Here is a 20187-nt window from a genome sequence, read left to right on the forward strand (position 1 = left end):
CAAAGTTTCTATTTTTTTAAAATGGAACAAAAGTTCCCGATAGTCAACCGCCACGGTCAGCCTGTCCGGCGCGCAACGACGCCGTGGACCAAAGCCATGCCGACGGCGAGCGATGCGGCGAGCGAGCGGAAGCCGGCGAAATCCGACTCTACCACCTCCAGCCAGGCGTCGGAGAGTCTCACCAGCGGCGAGAAGGTGCTGTCGGTGATGGCGACGATGCGCGCCTTGCGCTCATGCGCGACGGCGACGAGGTCGGGCGTGATCGAATTATAGGGGCTGAAGGAGACTGCGAGCACCGCGTCGCGCGGCGTTATGCAGCCGACCTGGTCGAGCGCGGTCGAGCCGACATTGTCGACCAGCACGTTGCGCACCCCCTGCTGCGACAGCGTCAGCGACAGATAGGTGGTGACGGGGAAGGCGCGCTTGCTGCCGATGACATAGATCAGTTCCGCGCTGGCCAGCAGTTCGACCATCTTCTCGAAGCTGTCGATGTCGAAGCCGTTGCCGATGCGGCCGAGTGAGGCTTGCGAGGCGCCGACCATGCCGTTGAGGAAATGCAGGTTGGCGTTGGGTTCGGCCGTGGGCTCGTGGCTGCGACCCTCCGGCCATGAGCCTTTCATGTGGTCCTTGAACAGGCCCTGGAAATCGGAAAACCCGGCATAGCCGAAGATCTGCGCGAAGCGCACCAGCGTCGAGGGCTGCACGCCGGCCTGGTCGGCCACCTGCGCGATGGTGCCGAGCGCCACGTCGCTCGGATGCTGCCACAGGAAGATGGCAACCTGGCGCAGCCGCTTCGGGAAATGCACGGTGCCGGAAGAGAGCACGGCGCGCAGTTCCTCATAGGTTTGCGGTTTGGTGTAGCCAAGTGCCGCCAGCGAACGGCTGCGTTTTCCCGCTGCCGTCTCCAGGCCGTGCGGAGACGGCTCGTCTGTCGGTTTGCGGCTGCTCATACGAGGTACCCGTTGACGGCTTGGAACATCCGAACCCTCCTCCGGATGCGGCCCATCGGTTGGGCCAAGAGAAACGCTATCGCGGCACGGGAGTTTTACAAAACGAAAAATAGAAATATCATTCGAAAAATTGCGGCAGGCGTCGCCGACAACGGATCGCCATTTCAGGGAGGATAATCGCAAACATGGTCCATGCAACCGCTGACGGAACCTCGCGCAAACGCCTGACGGTCGGCATGGTCGGCGGCGGCCGCAACGCCTTCATCGGCGCGGTGCATCGCCTCGCCATGCGGCTCGACGACCAGATCGCCCTCGTGGCGGGTGCGCTTTCCTCGGATCCGGAGAACGCGGCGGCATCGGCCGCCGAGATCGGCATAGCGCCGGAGCGCAGCTATGCCGACTATCATGCCATGGCGAAAGCCGAAGCGGCGCGGCCGGATGGCATCGAGGCGGTGGTCGTCGTCACGCCCAACCACCTGCATGCGCCGATCGCTACCGCCTTCCTCGAGGCCGGCATCGACGTCATCTGCGACAAGCCGCTGTCCACCACGCTAGCCGAGGCCGAAGCCCTGGTGGCGCTGACAAAAGCGAGGAAGCGCCGCTTCGTCGTCACGCTCAACAACACCGGCTATGCCATGGTGCGGCAGGCGCGCGAGATGGTGGCGGCCGGCGCGCTCGGCCGCATCGTTTCCGTGCATGGCGCCTATATCCAGGACTGGCTGACGCAGCCGATCGACGCGCAAGGCCAGAAGCAGGCCGAATGGCGCACCGATCCGGCGCGCGCCGGACAGTCGGCGGTGCTCGCCGACATCGGCGTGCACGCCTTCAACCTGGCGAGCTTCATCTCGGGCTTCGAGGCGGAGGCGGTCTCGGCGGACCTGTTCACCGCCGTGCCCGGACGACGGCTCGACGACAATGCGCATGTCCTGGTGCGCTGGACAGGCGGAGCGCGCGGCACGATCCTCGCCAGCCAGACCTCGCCCGGCCACTACAACGACCTCTCGGTGCGCATCTATGGCGACAAGGCCGGGCTCGAATGGTTGGGCACGCGGCCGGAGGAGCTGCGCTTCTCGCCCTATGGCGAGGAAACCCGCACGCTGGTGCGCGGCGGCCACGGCTCGACCACGGAAGCGCGGCGCGTCTCGCGCATGCCGGCCGCCCATCCGGAAGGCTATATCGAGGCCTTCGCCAATTTCTACCGCGACGCCGCCGACATCATCCGCGCGCACCGAGTGGGCGGGGCTGTCGATGCGGCGCGCGCGGCGCAGGTACCGGACGTGGTCGACGGCGCGCGCGGCGTGAAGTTCGTGGCGGCGGCGGTGGAGTCGAACGCGGCGGGCGGAGCGTGGACGCCGGCGCGGTTTTCGTGATGCGAAATGGCCACGTTCTTGACGATCTCGGGAGAGCCACTACGATCGATTCGTCGCTGTCTTGATGCTGTTAAGCGGCGATCCAACCCGCCACCTTCGCGTCCGGTTCAGTGACATTTTTGGTCGATCGGGCAAGGTTCTGCATGTGATCGAATGGAGTTGGGGTCCAACCACATATGACCGAGAGCCGGACCCGCTTTGACGTCGCAACCTTGCGCGAGCTTGCGGGCGACAAGGTGTTTGCGCGTGGCGAAGCCTACTGCTCCCAAGGCCAGGTTGATATACTCACCACGGATGCGCGGCGCGTGCGCGCTCAGGTCGCCGGCACGGAGGACTACCGCGCAGAGGTCACCGGCCGGGGTTCCGAGATCGGAGGAAGCTGTTCCTGTCCGGCTTTCGACGATAGGGGTTTTTGCAAGCACATGGTCGCGGTCGCGCTGGCGACGAATGCTGCGGACGCGGAGCCGGAAGACGTCGGCGCGCTCGCCCGCATCCGGGAATACCTGCGCGCGAAAAGCATCGACGCCCTGATCGAAATGATTGTCGGGTTCATCGATGGCGATCCGACGCTGTTTCGCAAGCTCGACATGGCCGCGTCGACAATGAGCGCTGACGACAAGACGCTCGAAGCGCGTTTGCGCAAGGCCATAGATGACGAGACAAGGACGAGAGGCTACGTCGAATACCGCGCGGTACCTGGATGGGCCGCGGGCGTGGATGAGGTGCTTGACGTCGTCGCCGACCTTGTGCCGTCCGGGCGTTCGGTCCTCGCTTTGCGCTTGGCGGAGCATGCCTTCGACCGGATCGAAAGGGCGATCGGGTCAATCGACGACTCCGACGGTCATTGCGGCGGCCTGCTGTGCCGAGCGCAGGATATTCACTTGAGCGCTGCCCGCGCCGCGGGACCTGAACCTGTATTATTTGCCAGGACGCTGTTCGCTCGCGAGATGAAGGGCGAATATGACGCGTTCGACGGCGCTTCGACAATCTATGCCGACGTGTTGGGCGCGCTGGGACTTGCCGAGTATCGCCGCCTGGCGGCGGAGGCGTGGGAAAAGCTGCCGCCGAAGGTCGGCCCACAGGCGGGACGTCTTTCGTCCACCACGGATGCTGACGCGAATTATGATTTGCTGATGCATGTCCTGGACGGGTTCGCCGAAAGCGATGGCGACCTCGATGCCCGCATAGGCTTGCGGGCGAAAGAGCTGTCGTCACCCTGGCGCTACTTACAGCTTGCGGAGTTCTGCCTCGCACATGGTCGAGCGGACGAGGCTCTTCGCCGCGCTGAAGAGGGGCTGTGGGTATTTGAGGACGACCGTTTGGACGAGCGGCTCGTGCTGCTCACGGTCGAGCTTCTTTCGCGTGCCGGCCGGTGCAAAGAGGCCGAAAAGCTGCTGCAACGAGCGTTCGAAAAGGCACCCAGCCTTCAACTGTACGAGGAACTGTGCCGGATTGGGGGCAGCGGCGCGGGCGAAGCCGCGACGAAGTTCCTACGATCGCAACTCGCAGGCAAAGCGCCGACGCGATGGGGATTCCCCGCAGACCTGCTCGTCCGCATCATGATCCATGACCGGGCGTTCGACGATGCTTGGGCGACGGTCCGCAAGTATGGTGTGTCGTCAAGCTTGCGTGAAACCCTCGCCGCGGCGAGCGAGGCGACACATCCCGGCGAGGCGATCGAGACCTATGCGACGCGCATAGATGAACTGGCTGAAGTCGGTGGGGCTCCCGCCTATGAGGAGGTGATGAAGTTGCTGCTCCGCATGGCAGGGCTGCGTTCTCCAAAGGAACAGGCCGCTCATATTGCCGAACTCAAGCTCCGCTTTGGCCGCAAACGCAATTTGATGAAGCTTATCGGATGAGTCCATGAAGCGGTCAGAGATCGAAAGCCAGAACCGGTACCTTCTGGAACGACAGCGCCAGTTCCGCATAGCGGCCGATGTCGTCACGCGGGCCTGGATGACGTTCTCCGAAATCGAGGCGATCGCCGTTATTGGCTCGGTGGCGAAACCGCTCTGGAAGGAGATTCCCAGGTTCAGCGAGTTCCGCCGGGCACGCATCGAGGTCTGGCATGAATGCGGCGACCTCGACCTGGCCCTATGGATCAATTCGCAGCACCGGCTCGGCGAACTGCGTCGCGCAGGCGCCGCCGCGCTGCGGCAGGCATTCGAGACAGGCGTCGGCATCAGCTTCGTCAGCCATCAACTCGACGTGTTCCTGTTCGAACCCGACAGCGACCGTTACCTTGGCCGGCTTTGCTCTTTCAGCAAATGTCCGAAGGGAAATCGGGATTGCCTGGTTCCCGGCTGCGGGACAATACGTTTCAACAAGCGCATTGCGGATTTCCAGCCTCACGCCGACCTATTGGCGCCGGTTGCGTATTCGACCCTTTATCGACGAGGTCGCGGCTTGCTCCGCTCTGCACTTGAATTGCCGAATGTCGATGAGGCCCACCCTCTCTGATCGGCTCAGTCGACGGGACCCCATCGTTGAGACCGATCAATCCGCATCGCGATGTGCAGCGGGGTGATCCGCCGGCCGTCGCTTGCCGCCTACCAAGGGTGAAAGCCCATCGAGCACCAGGCTCCGGAACATGGCGTCGACCTGGGCCGGCGACAGTTTCGGCTTCCGCTCGAACCACCAGTTCAGAGTCGTAAGGAAAGCGCCGACGATGAATTGCACGACGAAGTCGCGCGGCATCATATCGCCATGGAGGGTAGGGGGCAGTTCCTGCCGTACCATCTCTGACAGGATCAGGCGGATTTCATTCTCCGTCACGGCGCCGCCGCGCCCGCCGATCATCGTCCTGTAGTGATCGGCATACCGGGCGGCATGCTTGAACATGGCCGTGCTGAAGCCGAGCGGGTCGTCGTGCGAGGCCTCGGCTCCCACGCGCACCATCGATTGCGCCTCCTTGAGCTCCTCCCGAAGCATCTGGAAGCCGCTGCGCAGCAGATCCTCCTTGCCGGTATAGTGGGCGTAGAATGTCGAGCGGCCAATGTCGGCTTCATCGATGATGTCCTGCACCGAGAGAGCCTCGTAACCCTTGCGCAGCATAAGCGTCAGCAGCGCCTGGTGAAGGGCTTTGCGCGTGCGGGCCGCTCGCCGATCGATCTGGCGCGACATGGATCACTTCTCCTTCGCCGGTCCACGGAGCGTCTTTCCTGGCCCGCCTTTTCCAGGACGGCGGGCGCGGAATTGTCCACTAACGGACGTTCCGCCTGCATCGTCCGTCGAAAATTCCGGACAGAGTGTTCATTATCATACGGACTGTTTCGAAGCTTCGCCAGTCGTCGGCCGCTTTTCCCGGCATTCGCGGGTTCTTGAACTGCCTGTTGAAGGAAGGACGTGATGAACATGCACCATATGCGAAGCCAAGCGCGCGTCGCTGGAGCCGTAATGAGCCCCGACGCCAACAAGGGCATCGGCTTTCCGCGCCTCTACGACCTGCTGGTCCTTGTCCTGACCCGCGGGCGCGACCGGGCCTATCGCGAGGCGCTGCTCGATCTGGCCGGTCTGGCGCCGGGCTTCCAACTGCTGGAGGTCGGATGCGGCACCGGCACGCAGGCGATTTCCGCATGGCGCCGCGTGCAGCCCGGCGGATCGGTGGTCGGCGTCGACGTTTCCGAAAAGATGCTTGCCGCGGCTCGCCGCAAGGCCGGCCGGGCGGGCCTCGACATCGCCTTTCACCATGCCGATGCGGCCGAATTGCCGTTCGAGGACGGACGCTTCGATGCAGTCACTTTCACGACGGTGCTGCACATGGTGCCGGAAGCAAGACGCAGCCTTTGCCTGCGCGAGGCGGCACGCGTTCTGCCTCCGGGCGGACGGCTGTTGCTGATCGACTATGCAGGCCCCGTCAGTGAACGCGGACACATGTCGGCAAAGCACGGCCTGCATGGCCAGTTCGACCTGCACGGTCTTCGCCAACCGCTGGCGGCAACCGGATTCGAGCGCATCGAAGGCGGTCCGCTCAATTGGCTCGGCCTGCACTACCTGCGCGGCATCAGGGTATGAACATTGCGGCCACGCCGATGGCGGGCGTAAGTGCCAAACGCGGCACAGTAAGCGTTTCTATGAGTTACCTGGATTGCGGAACGTACGATCGAGTCGACGAAGGAGCGCTGGGAGAAGACTGCTCACGCCGACTGGCGCCGCCGAGCTTCGCCGAATGCTTGGGTGGCACGTCGTTCTCATCCGGATTGGGGACAGGGGTCTCGTCCGGCAGCCGCTCCGGATCCGGCTCGCGCATCGGCTTCGGGTCGGGGAACGGCGGCGGCGTGGGCACTGGCGTCGGCGTCGGGTCGGGGTTGGGGAGAATGGCCATAAAGTGGTTCCCTCGTTGCGCTGGCGGGCCGTCGGCGTGATGGGGTTTCCGGCAACCGGACATCCGCTCGACCAGAACATGATGGATTGATCACCGCATTCCCTGGCGCTCATCGAGCGTCCGGGGGGCGGCTGACGCTGGCAGAACGGTCACGCCCGCGGATGGTTCCAACGCGAATCCGTCGCAATCCGGCGGCGCGGGACACGAATGCCGATCAAATGATTCTCATAACCCGTTTCGGCTCTTGCCGGCGCCATGCAGCGCCTTAGTTCCGTAGTGGGGCGGGTGATCATCTGCCGACATAGGAGGCGGCCTTGAAGCACCAAACCGTAGACCAACTCAATGCCGTTGCCGACGTTCATGCTGAAGCAGCGGTTCTCATCGCCAGTCGAGGCCAGCGCCTCGAACGCTGGGCGCAACTTCTCGAGCAAGACCCCGGCCGGCGCCTCATGGCGCTTGCGGGCACCGAATATGCCACTCCAGAAGTGCGCGAAAGAATGCGTGCGGCCGGATCGCCGATCACTGTCGCTTTCGAAGACCCGATCTTTCGTGCTCAAGGTTTGCAGGACGACAGTTACGGCGAAGCGAAGCGCTTCTTCGAGCTTAGCGACTGGCAGCTGCACGAGGTCGTCTGCCATTGCCATGTCGGCGCCAACCTGCCGGCACGCTGGGCGGCGTCCCGTGTCCGTGCGGCCATCTCGCCGGGCTCAGGCATTCTTGCCTGGCTGAGAGGCCTGTTCACGTACTGAGCAATGGCCGCGGTTCGCGGAACCGCGCGGAAGGCTCAATACCGGACCCGAAGCGGCGGGGGAGTTGCATACTCTCCCGCCGCTCCATCGTAGCGACGCCTGGCACTCCACGTCATCAGTCAGCGATCGATCTCGCCAAACACGATGTCCAGCGAGCCGATGATTGCCGCGACGTCGGCGATCATGTGCCCGCGCGACAGATAGTCCATCGCCTGGAGATGGGCGAAAGACGGCGCGCGTATCTTGCAGCGGTACGGAACATTGCTGCCGTCCGAGACCAGATAGACGCCGAATTCCCCTTTCGGGGCTTCCACCGCGGCGTAGACCTCGCCGGGCGGCACGCGATGGCCCTCGGTATAGAGCTTGAAATGGTGGATCGTCGCCTCCATCGAGCGCTTCATGGTGGCGCGCGGCGGCGGGGTGATCTTCTGGTTGGGCACGGCGACCGGCCCCTGGCCATCGGTCGAGCGCAGTTTTTCCAGGCACTGCCTCATGATCCGCACCGACTGCCGCATCTCCTCCATGCGCACGAGATAGCGGTCGTAGCAGTCGCCGTGCTTGCCGACCGGAATGTCGAATTCCATCTCGGGGTAGCACTCGTAAGGCTGCGCCTTGCGCAAATCCCAGGCCGCGCCCGAGCCGCGCACCATCGGGCCGGAAAAACCCCAGGCCCAGGCGTCGTCGAGAGAGATCGCGCCGATGTCGACGTTGCGCTGCTTGAAGATGCGATTGTCGGTGAGGAGTTCCTCGAGGTTGTCGCAGACCTTCAGGAACGGATCGCAGAAATCCCAGATGTCGTCGAGCAACTGCCCCGGCAGATCCTGGTGCACGCCGCCGACCCGAAAGTAATTGGCGTGCATGCGCGCGCCGGACGCACGCTCATAGAACACCATCAGCTTCTCGCGCTCGACGAAGCCCCAGAGCGGCGGCGTCAGCGCGCCGATATCCATGGCCTGCGTGGTGACGTTGAGCAGATGCGACAAGAGCCGGCCGATCTCGCAAAACAGGACGCGGATGAGCTGCCCGCGCCGGGGAACCGATATTTCGAGCAGCTTCTCGGCGGCGAGGCAGAAGGCATGCTCCTGGTTCATCGGCGCCACATAGTCGAGCCGGTCGAAGTACGGCAGGGCCTGCAGATAGTTCTTGTATTCGATCAGCTTTTCCGTGCCGCGGTGCAGCAGGCCGATATGCGGATCGGCGCGGTCGACGATCTCCCCGTCCAGCTCCAGCACCAGCCTGAGCACGCCATGCGCCGACGGATGCTGCGGTCCGAAGTTGAGGGTGAAATTGCGGACGGCGGTTTCGGCCATGGCGGCCCCTCCGCGGAATCTGGTCTTGTTGGCCGTGACGGTCGGGTCAGCCGCGTCTGACGACGCCGGTCACGTCGTGGTCTGGATGATCAGCGTCAGCGTGCCGTCGCCGTCGATGTTGGCCGCAACGACCTGCGAGGAATTCAGCCCGTTTGCATGCAGCACCGATACCGCCTCGGGTGAGGCATCGATCGATTTCTGCAGCTTGGCCAGGTCCTTGGCGGTCGTCCTGGTGACCACGGCTTCGGCTTGGGCCTTGATCTCCGCGGGCAAGTCCTCCATCGCCACCACCACAACATTGGTAACGCTCTGGCCGGAATTTCCCGGATCGGGTTGCACCTGGTCGGGCAGAGGCTGTTCAGCCGGCGGCAGAGCCTGGGGCGGTTGCGGATCGGCGCGTTGAGCCGACACCGGCTGCGCCAGGGCAAAGGTCGAAAGAGCGAGCATCATCGTCAACGTCCGCATCGTCTTTCCTTCCGTCTCTCGAAGTCTGACGACACAACCCCTCCGCCCGGCGATGGTTCCGGGCGAAGAGTGCAAGTGACGGTGAACGTCGGCGGGAGGCGGCTGGAGATCTCACACGGCCAGCACCGACAGCGCGGCGGCCTGCAGGCGTTCGAACGCGGCAAAGCGCCTGTCGTGCCAGGCGGCGAGCGAAGAATTCGGCGAATAGACCTCGCCCACCTCCGACATCGCCGCCATGGCCGCAGGAAGGTCGGGGTGGCGGCCGGCGGCCACGGCGCCGAGCATCGCCGAGCCGAGCAGCACCGGCTCGGGGGACGTCGGCGCGTAGACCACCTTGCCGGTGGCGTCGGCGATGAGCTGCCGCACGAGCGGGCTTTGTCCCGCGCCGCCGCTGATGGCGATCGTATCGATCTCGATGCCGCGGCCATGCATGGCCGCCAGGATCTGGCGCGCGCCATAACCGAGGCCGCACAGGCCGGCGAGATAGAGCGCGACGAGGCTGTCGGCGCCGGTCGCCATGTCCAGCCCGGCAATCAGCCCGCGCGCTTCGGGGTTGGCCAAAGGCGCGCGGTTGCCGAGAAATTCGGGAACGACGTGCAGGCTGCCGATAAGCCTATCGGCCCTGGCCGCGCCGCCGTGCCGTTCGGCTTCCTGCGCCAGCCATTGGCTGAGGCTCTGGCCGCTGCGCGCCGCGATGCCGGCAAGCTCGACGGCGGCGGGGTGCATGCCGACGAGACGATCGATGGCGGCGCCCGCCGCCGATTGGCCGCCTTCGTTCAGCCACAGGCCCGGCACCATGGCGGAGAAGTAAGGCCCCCACACGCCAGGCACGAAGGCCGCCTGCTCGGTCGTCGTCATGGTGCAGGCGGAAGTACCGAAGACATAGGCCATGCGCGTCGTCACGTCGCCGGCGCCGCCGCGCGCGCCGACCGAGCCGATGCCGCCGGCATGGGCATCGATCATGCCGGCAGCGACCGGCGTTCCAGGCAACAGGCCGAGCTCGGCCGCCGCCTCGTCCGTCAAGCCGTTGGAGAGCGCGCTTCCGGGCGCCACGATCTCGGTGCCGATCCGCGTGAATTTCTCATCCGCAAGCGCGCCCAGCCCGACCTTGCGGAAATAGGCGTCGTCCCAGCGCGCCTCGTGCGCGAGATAGGTCCATTTGCAGGTCACGGTGCAGGTCGAGCGCGCCAGGCTGCCGGTTGCCCGCCAGGTGAGGAAATCGGCGAGGTCCATGAACTGCCATGCCGCCGAAAAGGTCCCGGGCATGTTCTCGGCGAGCCACAGGAGTTTCGGCGTTTCCATCTCCGGCGAGATGGTGCCGCCGACAAAGCGCAGCACGTCCTCGCCGGTGTCGTTGATCCGGCGCGCCTGATCGGTGGCGCGGTGATCCATCCAGACGATGATGTTGCGCTCCGGATCGCCCGACGGGCTGACCGTCAGCGGCGCGCCGCCCGGCCCGAGAACGACAAGCGAGCAGGTCGCATCGAAGCCGATGCCATGCACCGATTGCGCTGAAATGCCGGCTAGCGACACGGCCTCGCGGACGGTGGCCGCGACGGCGCGCCAGATGTCGTTGCTCGACTGCTCGACGATGTGGCCTTCGGCGTGCCAGATGGCGATGTCGGCCTTGGCGGAGGCGAGCAGCACACCTTGTTCGTCAAAGATGCCCGCGCGGGCACTGCCGGTGCCGATGTCGATGCCGATGAAATGGCTGCTCATGACTTCAGATCCTTCGCCGGTCCAAACGGTTTCTATAGGTCATTGCTTTGCGGCAGGATGACAAGATCGCGAATGGTGACGGTGCGCGGCCGGGTCAGCATGAACATGACGGCTTCCGCCACTTCGATCGGCTGCATCAGCCCGCCGGCGGCAAGCTCCTGCTCGAGCTTGTCCTTCGGCCAATCCTTGATGAGCGCGGTGACAACCGGACCGGGTGCGACGGCGCCGACGCGCAGGCCGTATCTGGCGACCTGCCGCCGGACTGTGTGCACGAAGGCCTGCACGGCGTGCTTGGAAGCGGTGTAGATCGGCTCCCACACGACGGGCACCAGGCCGGCGATCGAGCTGGTCATGACGATGTCGCCCGTCTTGCGTTCGACCATATGCGGCAGCACGGCCCGGATGGAGCGGAAGGCGGCGTTGATGTTGAGGTTCAGCATGCGGTCCCAGGCATCGGGGTCGCCACTCACCACCTCGCCGCCGATATAGGCGCCGGCATTGGCGTGGAAGATATCGAGCCGGCCGGCACGGTCGAGGATCCCGGGCATCATGCGGGCTGCATCGGCGGTATCCGTCAGATCGACCCGCAACGGGATCGCCGCCGGGCCAAGTTCCTCGCAGACGGCGCGCAGCGCCTCTCCGTCGCGGTCGACCAGCACCACGCGCGCGCCTTCCGAGACCATCATGCGGGCGCATTCGAGTCCGATGCCGGAGGCGGCTCCAGTGACCGCGGCGACCTTGTCGATCAGTTTCTGAGCCATGGGGTCCTCATGTTCCGTCTTGCCGTTCCAGTCCGCACGCAGGCAACGCTTCGCCTCGCCGGGGTCGGCTTGCTCCCGGCTACCGTCTTCCGCTGTCTGTCGTGCCGGCTGGCTAGGCCGCTTTCGCCAGGTTGATATTGTGCAGTGTCAGCCGCCGGAAATGCGAAGGCGTCATGCCTTTCTCGGCGAGGAACTGCCGGTTGAAGTTGGAAAGGGTGTTGTAGCCGACCTCGAAGCAGATATTGGTGATCGAGGCCTGCTCGTCGCTCATCAGCATCTGGCAGGCCAGATTGATGCGCAGCCGCTTCACATATTGCACCAGCGTCATCCCGGTATGCTGGCGGAAGGAGCGTGAAAAGACGCTGGGCGACTGGCCGGCGATGGCGGCCAGATCCGTCTCGCTGAAGGGCTGGGTCAGGTTCTCGCGCAGATAGGCAAGCGCCTTGTTGATGCCGGCCGACATATAGCCCGACGGGTCGGGCAGGTAGCTTGCGCTGGCGAGCATCCGCGCGCCCTCCGCGCGGCTGAGCAGGCCCATCATCATCATGAACAGCTCGATGCGGCGCACACCTTGCGAATTCATGATCTCTTCCATCAGCGGGGCGAGCTGCCGGCTGGTCTGCCGGCTGAACAGGACGCCGCGGCGCGAGGCCTCCAGCACCGGCGTCAGTGCACCAAGCTCGGGGAAGGTGTTGATGGCGCCGTCGATGAAGCCCTCGTTGAATTGGATGATGCGGCAGCGCAGCGGCACCGTCGCGTCCTTCGGCACATCGCTCACCCAGTTGTGCGGCAGGTTGGGGCCGGTCAGCACCAGATTGAACGGCTCGAACTCGCCGATGAAGTCGCCGACGAAATAACGGCCGCGGGTGGCGACGATGAGATGCAGCTCATATTCCGGATGGAAATGCCAGCGCACGGTGCGGAACGGATAGCCGTGCGACCAGGCGGTGAACGACTCGCCCGGCCTGATCTGCACAACCTCGAGATCAGGTTTCATCGCTGTTCCTCCCGAATCGAAACCCTGAGCGCGATCGCCTCGTCGACGCGCCACCTCCCATCGGTCTCATACCGGCCAGACTACTGAGCCGACAAAACCGGCGCCACTATGTTCCCGTCCGACCATTAGTACTTTTTTGACTATCCTGAGCCTCCTCCACAAAGCCGACGCCGCCTTCAAACGACGCCGCGCTCCTCGCTTCTGATGCGGAAGGCGTCGACGGCGATCGCGAGCAGGATCATCGCTCCGCCGATCATCTGGATATAATAGGCCGAGACATTGATGAGCTGCAGGCCGGTCTGGATGACGGTGATGAGCAGCGTGCCGCCGAGCATGCCGATGACGCGGCCGCGCCCGCCGAACAGCGAGACGCCGCCGATGACGGGTGCCGCCACGGCATAGAGCAGCGTCGTGCTGCCGACGGTGACGCTAACGCCGCCAAGATAGGAGGTGTAGAGGAAGCCGGCGAGCCCCGCGAGGAAGCCCGAGGCGGTGAAGGCGCCGAGCCTTGCGCGCTTGACGTTGATGCCGGCGGCGTTGGCCGCCCGGCGGTTGCCGCCGGTGGCGTAGAGGTTCCGCCCCCAGGCCGAATAGGCAAGCACGACATGGGCCAGGAGATAGGCGACGAACAGCGCGATCGGCATCACCGGCCAGTTGCCGATGGTGGCGCTGCCTATGTAGCTGTAGCCTTCGTCGGTGACGACCATGGTGCGCGCCTGCGTGGCGCCGAGCACCGCCCCTTGCAGGAAAAGCCCCATCGCCAGCGTCGCGATCAGCGAGTTCATGCGCAGATAAGCGACGAAGTAGCCGTTGAGCAGGCCGACAAACACGCCGGCGGCGATGGTGATGAGGACGGCAAGCGTCCAGTGGACGCCGAACTGCTGCATGGCATAGGCGCCGACCATGCTCGAGAAGACGAGATTGCCGACCACGGACAGGTCGATCTCGCCGATCAGAAGCGTGAAGGAAACCGCAAGCACAAGGACGCCCAGCGTGGTCGCCTGCACCAGCACGTTCTGCAGATTGCCTTCCGAGAGGAAGAACGGATTGAGGAAACCGGCAAGGATGCTGAACACGACGATCAGGATCCAGACCACATTGTCGAGAAGGAATTTCTTGCTGGCCATTTCGGAGCCTTACCTCAAAACTTTCATCGCGCCGTTCTCGCTTCGGCGATCGCGTCGATGGTTATCTCGGCGCCCTGCAGCGTGCGCGCGATACGACCCCTGGAGAAGATCACCACGCGGTCGACGAGGCGCTGCATCTCTTCCGGGTCCTGGGCGAGCAGCAGCACGCTGACGCCCTTCTTCGTCGCATCGTCGATCAGGCGGTGGATCTGTTCCTTGGCGGCGACATCGACGCCGACGGTCGGCTCGTCGAGCAGAAGCAGCCTTGGCTTGCGTTCCAGCAGCCGGCCGAGCAGCACCTTCTGCTGGTTGCCGCCGGACAGTTCGCCGATCTCCTGGCCGCCGCTGCCCATGACGATATCCATGGCGCCGCGCGCCTCGCGCATGCGGCGGCTCATACCGGCGCCGCTGACCAGCCAGCCGAGCGACCGCGGCCAATTGCCGAGGTTGAGATTCTCGGTCACCGACATCGAGCCGACCAGACCTTCGCCGATGCGGTCGTGGGTGAGATAGGCGATGCCCGAGTCGAGACTCTGCCCCGGCAAGCCGAGACGCGCCTCCCGCCCATCGATGATGACGGCGCCGGCTTCGATGGGAAGCAGACCGCCGAGCGCCCGCATCAGTTCCTGCGGCCCTTCGCCGAGCAGACCGACGAGGCCGACGATCTCGCCACGGCCGATCGTCAGGTCGACCGGTCCGCCGCCGGGAAAGGAAAGCCCGCGGAGCGCGATGGCGGCGGAGTAGTTCTCGCGGCTGCGGTGGAACTCGGCGACATCGGCGCCGGTGATGACGCGCGCCATGGCGTCGGCCGAAAGCTCTGCCGCCTTGCCGCTGGCGGTGACCTTGCCGTCACGCAGGACCGTGTATTCCGAACAAAGCTGCCGCACCTCGTCATTGTGGTGCGAGATGTAGATGAAGGATGTGCCTCTTTCGGTGAGGCTTTCTACCCATTCGAGAAGATGCAGCCGTTCCGCCGCGGCCAGGCCCGCCGTCGGCTCGTCGAGGATGATCAGCGAGGCTTCGGCCGCGACCGCCTTGATGATGGCGAGCCTGCGCCTGTCGCTGGCGCCGAGGTCGCCGGCGCGCCGCCGCGGGTCGACCGGCATGCCGTGGCTTTCGAGCTGGCGCGCCGCCAGGCGATGAAGCGCTGCCCAGTCGGTCAGGCCGAAGCGCCTCGGCAATTCCGGCAGCAGAAGGTTCTCGCCGATCGAAAGGTCCTCGAAGATCTCCGAATGCTGGGAGAGAAGATGGAGCCCGCGCTTCCTGCGCGCCGTCAGCGGCAGGGCCGATACGTCCTCGCCGGCCAACAGGATCGAACCGCCGTCATGGTGCAAGAGGCCGGCGATGATGTTGGACAGCGTCGACTTGCCGGCGCCATTCTTGCCGAGCAGGCCATGGATCGCCCCTTTCGAGACGGTCAGCGAGACGCCGTCCAACACCGCAAGCGGGCCGAAGCGCTTGAAGACGTTGTCGACGGTCAGGACAGCACCGGCGTTGTCCGGCGCAAGACTATCGGGCACGATCGTGCCTTCGGCGACATTCATCTGGATAACCGGTAATTCCGAAATGGGGTGAGAACGCGACGGCGCGTTCCCACCCGTCTCGTCGGCTGCGATCTCAGCCGGCGTTCTGCTGCATCTTCCACACCTGGGTCACGACATTGGCCCAGTGGCGCGGGTCGTCGGCGTTCTCCTTGGTGAGGAAGTAGGGCGGGATGGTCAGCAGCGGGCCGCACGGGCTGTCGGCGATCGTGCCCTTCTCCCAGAAATACTTCTTGTTCTCGTAGGGTCCGGTCGGGACCGGTTTGCCCTTCAGCGTGTATTCTTCCAGCAGGTCGACGACGATCTCGACATAGGCGATCGGGTCCTGCGCGATATCGGCGTCGATCTCGCCGGCCTTCACCCATTCCAGCGCGTTCGGCGAGGCATCGATGCTGGTCAGGATGATGTGCTTCTCGTGGCCGACCGGGAACAGCCGCTTCTGCGTTTCGAGCGCCTTTCGCGCATCGACGACGAAGATGTCGGTCGGCATGTGGATGGCGTCGAGGTCCGGCCGCTCGCGCAGCGTCGCCGAGACCACGGCGAGCGCCTGCTCATGCTGGTTGTTCTGCGGCCGCGAGATGATCTCGATGTTGGGGTATTTGCTCTTCAGCGTGTCCTCGAAACCGTCCTTGCGGTCGCGCAGCGCGACCGCCGTCAGCGAGCCGTAATTGTTGAGCACGCTGCCCTTCGGCGAGCCATGTTTCTTGGTCAAAAGCTCAGCGGTCTTCTCGGCCGCCATGACGCCCGACTGCTTGTTGTCGAAGGTGACGGAGGCGGCCACCTCGCCGCCGGTGAGCACGGTGTCGACCATGCCGAGCGGCACGCCAAGCGACGTCGCCTTCTTGGCCAGCGGGATGAGCAGTTCCGAGTCCAGTGCGTCGGAAATGAGGTAGCGCGGCTTCTGCAACAGAAGGCTGTTCCAGTCGTTGACCTGCGCGTTGGCATCGCCATTGGCGTCCTTGCCGACGAACTCCAGGCCGAGGCTTTCGACCTTGCGCTTCAGCGCCTCCTGCAGCACGACGAAGAAGAAGAACCCGAGATAGCCGGTCTCCCAGGCCACAATTTTGGAGGCCGCGCCTTGCGCCGCAGCGCGCTCGCCACTCGCCAGCAACAGGCCGCCGGCGGTGGCTGCCGCACCCTGCAAAAGCGTGCGGCGGTTCATCATAAAGCTCTTGGTTTCGGAACCCATGTCTCGCTCCCTGAAAATGGTTGGAATCCATTGCCGGCGCGGCTTTTCCACGAAGCCGCCCGACGGGGCATGCAGCCCTGGACATCTTCCGGACGTCTCCTCCCCCGGCGATCTGATGTCGATTTCAGGCTAGGCGCGCGCTGTCCGGCCAGCCACCACGTTCCGGGGCAGGTGTTAGTACTTTTTTGATTCCGCTCGGGAAAACCGATGTTGCGGCTGCGCCATCATTCCGGAAAGCGAAGGGCTGGACTGCAGGTGCGTGGTGCGGCGAGTCAAAAATGTATGTGTCGCGGAAAGCGCAACCGGTAGCCTGCGTCGCGCGCCGCGGCTATCTGTGTTCGCGCGGGCTACGCCGAAAATCGAAGGGATGGAGAAGATGGAACACTGGATCGGAACCTGGAGCGCCAGCCCGATGAATGTCTGGCCCGGAGACGCCGTGCTCTACGGCTTCCACCAGCAGACGGTGCGCCAGGTGTTGCGCGTCAGCAAGGGCGGCGAGAGGTTGCGATTGAGGCTGTCCAACGAATATGGCGCCTCGCCGATCCGGATCGGCGCCGCTACCGTGGCCCTTGCCGCGAAGGAGGGCGCGGTCGATGCCGCGACGATCCGGCATGTGACATTCGGCGGCGAGAGGCAGGCCGATCTGGCGCCCGGCGCGCCGCTGCTCAGCGACCCGATCGAGCTCAAGGTTCCCGATCTCGGACAGATTGCGATCAGCCTTTATTTCCCCGACTTCGCGCCGATCGAGACCTATCACTACGAGGCGCAACAGACCGCTTATATCTCCGAGTTCGGCGATTTCGCCGAAGCGCCCGAATTGCCGGTGCAGCAGACCTCGACCAGCCGTTATTTCCTCAGCGCCGTCCTGGTCGAGAGCGGGCCGGGCAGTGGCTCGCTGGTTTGCCTCGGCGATTCCATCACCGACGGCTTCGGCTCGAGCATCGACGGCAATGCGCGCTGGCCGGACCGGCTGGCGGAGCGGTTCGCCCAAAGCGGCCGGCTGTCGGGCATCGGCGTCCTCAACCAGGGGATCGGCGGCAACCGCGTGCTCGCCAGCCGTGCCCGCGGCGCTAACGCGCTCGCCCGCTTCGACCGCGACGTGCTGAGCTTTCCGAACGTCAAATGGATTTCGGTGCTGGAAGGCATCAACGACATCGGCTGGCCGGAAACCATGCTTGCCGGAAGCCAAGAGGCAGTCGCTGTCGAAAGCCTGATCGCGGCCTACCGGCAGATCATCGCCCGCGCCCGCCTCAACGGCATCAAGGTGCTGCTCGGCACGCTGCCGCCTTTCGGCGGCGCGTTCGAGGGCCTGCCGCTAAAGACCTTCTACTCGGCGTTCAAGGAGCGCGACCGACAGGCGGTGAACGCCTGGATCAGGACATCCGGCGAAGCCGATGTCGTCGTCGATTTCGAGCGCGCGCTGGCCGATCCTGCCAATCCGTCCAGGCTGCTCGCCGCCTTCGATTGCGGCGACGGCCTGCATCCGTCCGATGACGGTTACGCCGAAATGGCCAAGGTGTTCGAGAAAGCTTTCGAGGGTTTGCTGGTAGGCTGAGAAGGCAGCAGCGACCCAATTCTTACTTGGAACGCCGTCGTGGTCGGCATCCTCGCCGTGGTCGTGTCCGACTTGCAGGGTTGGTTGCCGTCCTTGGATCAAGCAGGCAGATCCCACCGGAGCCCCTGGCGGCGAGATTGGGAACCATCCGCCAACTCCAAAGTCGTTCGGGAAACGAAAGGCGAAGTCGGAGTTCGTTGAGCGGTAGCAGCTCCAACAGGTCTCGGCGCTTCTCCCAGAAGCATCAGCTAAATCCTACACAGCGGCTCGCGGAGGCAGATTTGATCTGGCTCAAAGAAGGCGAAGGCGATCCCCATAAGATACCCCTATATCGCTTTACTGCTGAGCGGTGCTGCAGATCAATCCAAATTTAACCAAAGACTATGGGAACAGAAAAGATGAAAACAAAAAGCGTGGAGACTTCGGCTGTCATTGTGGATGAGAAAGCTCCGCCAGTTGGAGGGTCTCTGATGCGAAGCATGCCCGCTTTGATCACGCTGGCTGCGACATTGATCATTGCGGGGTGCCAGCAGTTGCCTGCTGATCATTGGTCCGGCGCGGCATGCCGGACAAAGGCGAGCGACACCAAAAACTGTTACCCAACGGACCTTCCGCATCTACCCGTGCACAGGTGATCGGAGACGGATCGGTCTGGCGCCCAGCTGTGCCGGCCAAAACGACCGTCTCGCGCCTGGCTTCCAGCTCGCTTGCCTGTGGCGGCATCGTCTCGAAGGTGGCCAGGCCGTGGAGGACGTGATGGGCATAGATCGCCTCCACCGCCTCCCTATCCTCATCCGCGTCGCGTATGTGCCATGCAGCGATGGCGGAGGGAGCGCGGATGGTTCAGGTGACTCCCCGCCGCCATGCAGGCCGGTCAGGCAGCGTATCTTGCCATAGCAGGCTGCCTCGACCACTGGGCATACCAGGCGTCGAACAGCTTGAGCTGGGCCTCGGCATAGCCGCGCTGGCTGTCGGTCAGGGCGTCCGTCTCGTTGAAGTGAAGCCGGTATTCGGGGTTACCCTTGAGCACCATCATGTGCTTGAAATAGAGCACCAGGTCCGGACCCTCGTCGAAGGACGAGAGCACGCCAAGCGCGGCGTCCAGCTCCAGCGCCAGCCGGCGCGCTTCGGCGTCGCCCTTCGCCGCCGCCCGGCTGAGACCCACGAGATGCAGCACTTCCTTCGGCAGCACGTTGCCGATGCCGGTGATGGCGCCGGAGGCGCCGCAATTGACGAAACCGTGGAAGACGGCGGTGTCGACGCCGATCATCAGCGCAACCTCATCATCGCGGCTGGTGATGTTTTCCGCCGCGTAGCGCAAATCCGCCGGTCCGCCGAACTCCTTGAAGCCAACCAGGTTCGGATGTTCGGCGCGCAGCGCGAAGAACAGATCGGCGCGCGTGGCAAAGCCGTAATAAGGGCTGTTGTAGATGACAGCCGGCAGGTCGGGGGCGGCGGCGAGGATCGCCTTGAAGTGGTGGCGCTGCGCCGTCACCGACGGTCCGCGCGACAGGACGCGCGGGATCACCATCAGGCCGCGTGCGCCGACCTTCTGGGCATGGGCGGCGTGGGCTACGGCACTGGCGGTGTTGACCGCTCCGGTGCCGACGATCACCGGCACGCCGGCTTTCACCAGCCGCTCGACGCCTTCCATGCGCTGCTCGTCGCTCAGCAATGGCCAATCGCCCATGGAGCCGCAATAGACGACCGCCGACATGCCGGCGGCGATCAGCTCGCGTCCCTTGCGCACGAGCGGGTCGAAGTCGGGGAGGCGATCATTCGTGCAAGGCGTCATCAGCGCCGGCATGCAGCCGGAAAAGACATTGGCGTTCATTCGGATCCTCCTCGAGGCTGGCACGCAGATTGATCAGTTTGTCCCGGAGCGGTGCGGCTTGCCAAGCGGATAATCGTGGTCGACCGGGAGAAACGACGCGTACGAAGCCAGCATTCGCGTCGCTGGCGACGTCGTGCCGCGGGCGCGGCTTACGATGATGGAAGACTGAAATCGCCGGCCGCCAAAGCGATCGTTCCGCAGATCACCGGCCGCGCCTGGAGCACGGGCGAGCACAGCCGCGATCTCGATCCCGACGGACCCTTGCCCCGCAAAGCTATGTGCTGTCGGACATG

General features: G+C 64.5%; 19 protein-coding genes. 6 read left to right on the forward strand and 13 right to left on the reverse strand.

Features of this window, described 5'->3' with window-relative positions; all coding sequences use genetic code 11:
• Positions 1-56: 56 nt before the first annotated feature.
• Positions 57-950 (reverse strand): MurR/RpiR family transcriptional regulator, encoded by an 894-nt coding sequence (locus EJ070_RS14605; RefSeq protein ID WP_126091996.1) that lies wholly within the window; start codon positions 948-950, stop codon positions 57-59.
• A gap of 185 nt (positions 951-1135) precedes the next feature.
• Between EJ070_RS14605 and EJ070_RS14610 the strand changes: the two genes are divergently transcribed.
• From EJ070_RS14610 to EJ070_RS14620, 3 genes are all read left to right on the forward strand, one after another.
• The gene (locus EJ070_RS14610) at positions 1136-2320 is read left to right on the forward strand and encodes a Gfo/Idh/MocA family oxidoreductase (RefSeq protein ID WP_126091997.1); all 1185 of its coding nucleotides are present in this window, start codon (positions 1136-1138) and stop codon (positions 2318-2320) included.
• Positions 2321-2496: 176 nt separating this feature from the next.
• Positions 2497-4182 (forward strand): DUF6880 family protein, encoded by a 1686-nt coding sequence (locus EJ070_RS14615; protein ID WP_245464882.1) that lies wholly within the window; start codon positions 2497-2499, stop codon positions 4180-4182.
• Positions 4183-4186: 4 nt separating this feature from the next.
• Entirely contained in the window at positions 4187-4783 is a 597-nt protein-coding gene (locus EJ070_RS14620; RefSeq protein WP_126091998.1) for a hypothetical protein, read from the forward strand.
• Positions 4784-4819: 36 nt separating this feature from the next.
• Here EJ070_RS14620 and EJ070_RS14625 read toward each other — a convergent pair whose 3' ends face one another.
• Entirely contained in the window at positions 4820-5446 is a 627-nt protein-coding gene (locus EJ070_RS14625) for a TetR/AcrR family transcriptional regulator (protein ID WP_126091999.1), read from the reverse strand.
• A gap of 273 nt (positions 5447-5719) precedes the next feature.
• On the opposite strand from EJ070_RS14625, the gene EJ070_RS14630 reads away from it, so the two are divergent.
• Positions 5720-6337: a methyltransferase domain-containing protein gene (locus EJ070_RS14630; RefSeq protein WP_189350533.1), complete on the forward strand. Its 618-nt coding sequence runs from the start codon at positions 5720-5722 to the stop codon at positions 6335-6337.
• A 64-nt stretch (positions 6338-6401) separates the two neighbouring features.
• Here EJ070_RS14630 and EJ070_RS14635 read toward each other — a convergent pair whose 3' ends face one another.
• Entirely contained in the window at positions 6402-6647 is a 246-nt protein-coding gene (locus EJ070_RS14635; RefSeq protein WP_126092001.1) for a hypothetical protein, read from the reverse strand.
• 314 nt (positions 6648-6961) lie between these two features.
• Between EJ070_RS14635 and EJ070_RS14640 the strand changes: the two genes are divergently transcribed.
• Entirely contained in the window at positions 6962-7396 is a 435-nt protein-coding gene (locus tag EJ070_RS14640; protein ID WP_126092002.1) for a hypothetical protein, read from the forward strand.
• A gap of 119 nt (positions 7397-7515) precedes the next feature.
• On the opposite strand, the gene EJ070_RS14645 is transcribed toward EJ070_RS14640, so the two are convergent.
• From EJ070_RS14645 to EJ070_RS14680, 8 genes are all read right to left on the reverse strand, one after another.
• Positions 7516-8706, reverse strand: a complete 1191-nt coding sequence (locus EJ070_RS14645; protein ID WP_126092003.1) for an NADH-quinone oxidoreductase subunit D — start codon at positions 8704-8706, stop codon at positions 7516-7518.
• 69 nt (positions 8707-8775) lie between these two features.
• Complete coding sequence (locus tag EJ070_RS14650; protein ID WP_126092004.1) at positions 8776-9171, reverse strand: hypothetical protein; 396 nt, start codon at positions 9169-9171, stop codon at positions 8776-8778.
• Between the two features lie 111 nt (positions 9172-9282).
• Positions 9283-10890, reverse strand: coding sequence for an FGGY-family carbohydrate kinase (locus EJ070_RS14655; protein WP_126092005.1), 1608 nt, complete (start codon positions 10888-10890; stop codon positions 9283-9285).
• 32 nt (positions 10891-10922) lie between these two features.
• Positions 10923-11651: an SDR family oxidoreductase gene (locus EJ070_RS14660; protein ID WP_126092006.1), complete on the reverse strand. Its 729-nt coding sequence runs from the start codon at positions 11649-11651 to the stop codon at positions 10923-10925.
• 112 nt (positions 11652-11763) lie between these two features.
• Positions 11764-12648 carry an AraC family transcriptional regulator gene (locus EJ070_RS14665; RefSeq protein ID WP_126092007.1) on the reverse strand — a complete coding sequence of 295 codons (885 nt, stop codon included), beginning with the start codon at positions 12646-12648 and terminating at the stop codon, positions 11764-11766.
• Between the two features lie 176 nt (positions 12649-12824).
• Positions 12825-13775, reverse strand: a complete 951-nt coding sequence (locus EJ070_RS14670; protein WP_126092008.1) for an ABC transporter permease — start codon at positions 13773-13775, stop codon at positions 12825-12827.
• Between the two features lie 23 nt (positions 13776-13798).
• Entirely contained in the window at positions 13799-15319 is a 1521-nt protein-coding gene (locus EJ070_RS14675; protein WP_126092009.1) for a sugar ABC transporter ATP-binding protein, read from the reverse strand.
• A gap of 73 nt (positions 15320-15392) precedes the next feature.
• Complete coding sequence (locus EJ070_RS14680; RefSeq protein WP_126092010.1) at positions 15393-16505, reverse strand: sugar ABC transporter substrate-binding protein; 1113 nt, start codon at positions 16503-16505, stop codon at positions 15393-15395.
• A gap of 376 nt (positions 16506-16881) precedes the next feature.
• On the opposite strand from EJ070_RS14680, the gene EJ070_RS14685 reads away from it, so the two are divergent.
• On the forward strand, positions 16882-18060 hold the full coding sequence (locus tag EJ070_RS14685) for an SGNH/GDSL hydrolase family protein (RefSeq protein ID WP_189350535.1): 1179 nt from the start codon (positions 16882-16884) through the stop codon (positions 18058-18060).
• A 513-nt stretch (positions 18061-18573) separates the two neighbouring features.
• Here EJ070_RS14685 and EJ070_RS14690 read toward each other — a convergent pair.
• On the reverse strand, positions 18574-18837 hold the full coding sequence (locus tag EJ070_RS14690; RefSeq protein WP_126092012.1) for a hypothetical protein: 264 nt from the start codon (positions 18835-18837) through the stop codon (positions 18574-18576).
• A gap of 97 nt (positions 18838-18934) precedes the next feature.
• Positions 18935-19894 carry a dihydrodipicolinate synthase family protein gene (locus EJ070_RS14695; RefSeq protein ID WP_126092013.1) on the reverse strand — a complete coding sequence of 320 codons (960 nt, stop codon included), beginning with the start codon at positions 19892-19894 and terminating at the stop codon, positions 18935-18937.
• Positions 19895-20187 lie beyond the last annotated feature (293 nt).

This window comes from Mesorhizobium sp. M1E.F.Ca.ET.045.02.1.1, from assembly GCF_003952485.1.
Classification (GTDB): domain Bacteria; phylum Pseudomonadota; class Alphaproteobacteria; order Rhizobiales; family Rhizobiaceae; genus Mesorhizobium.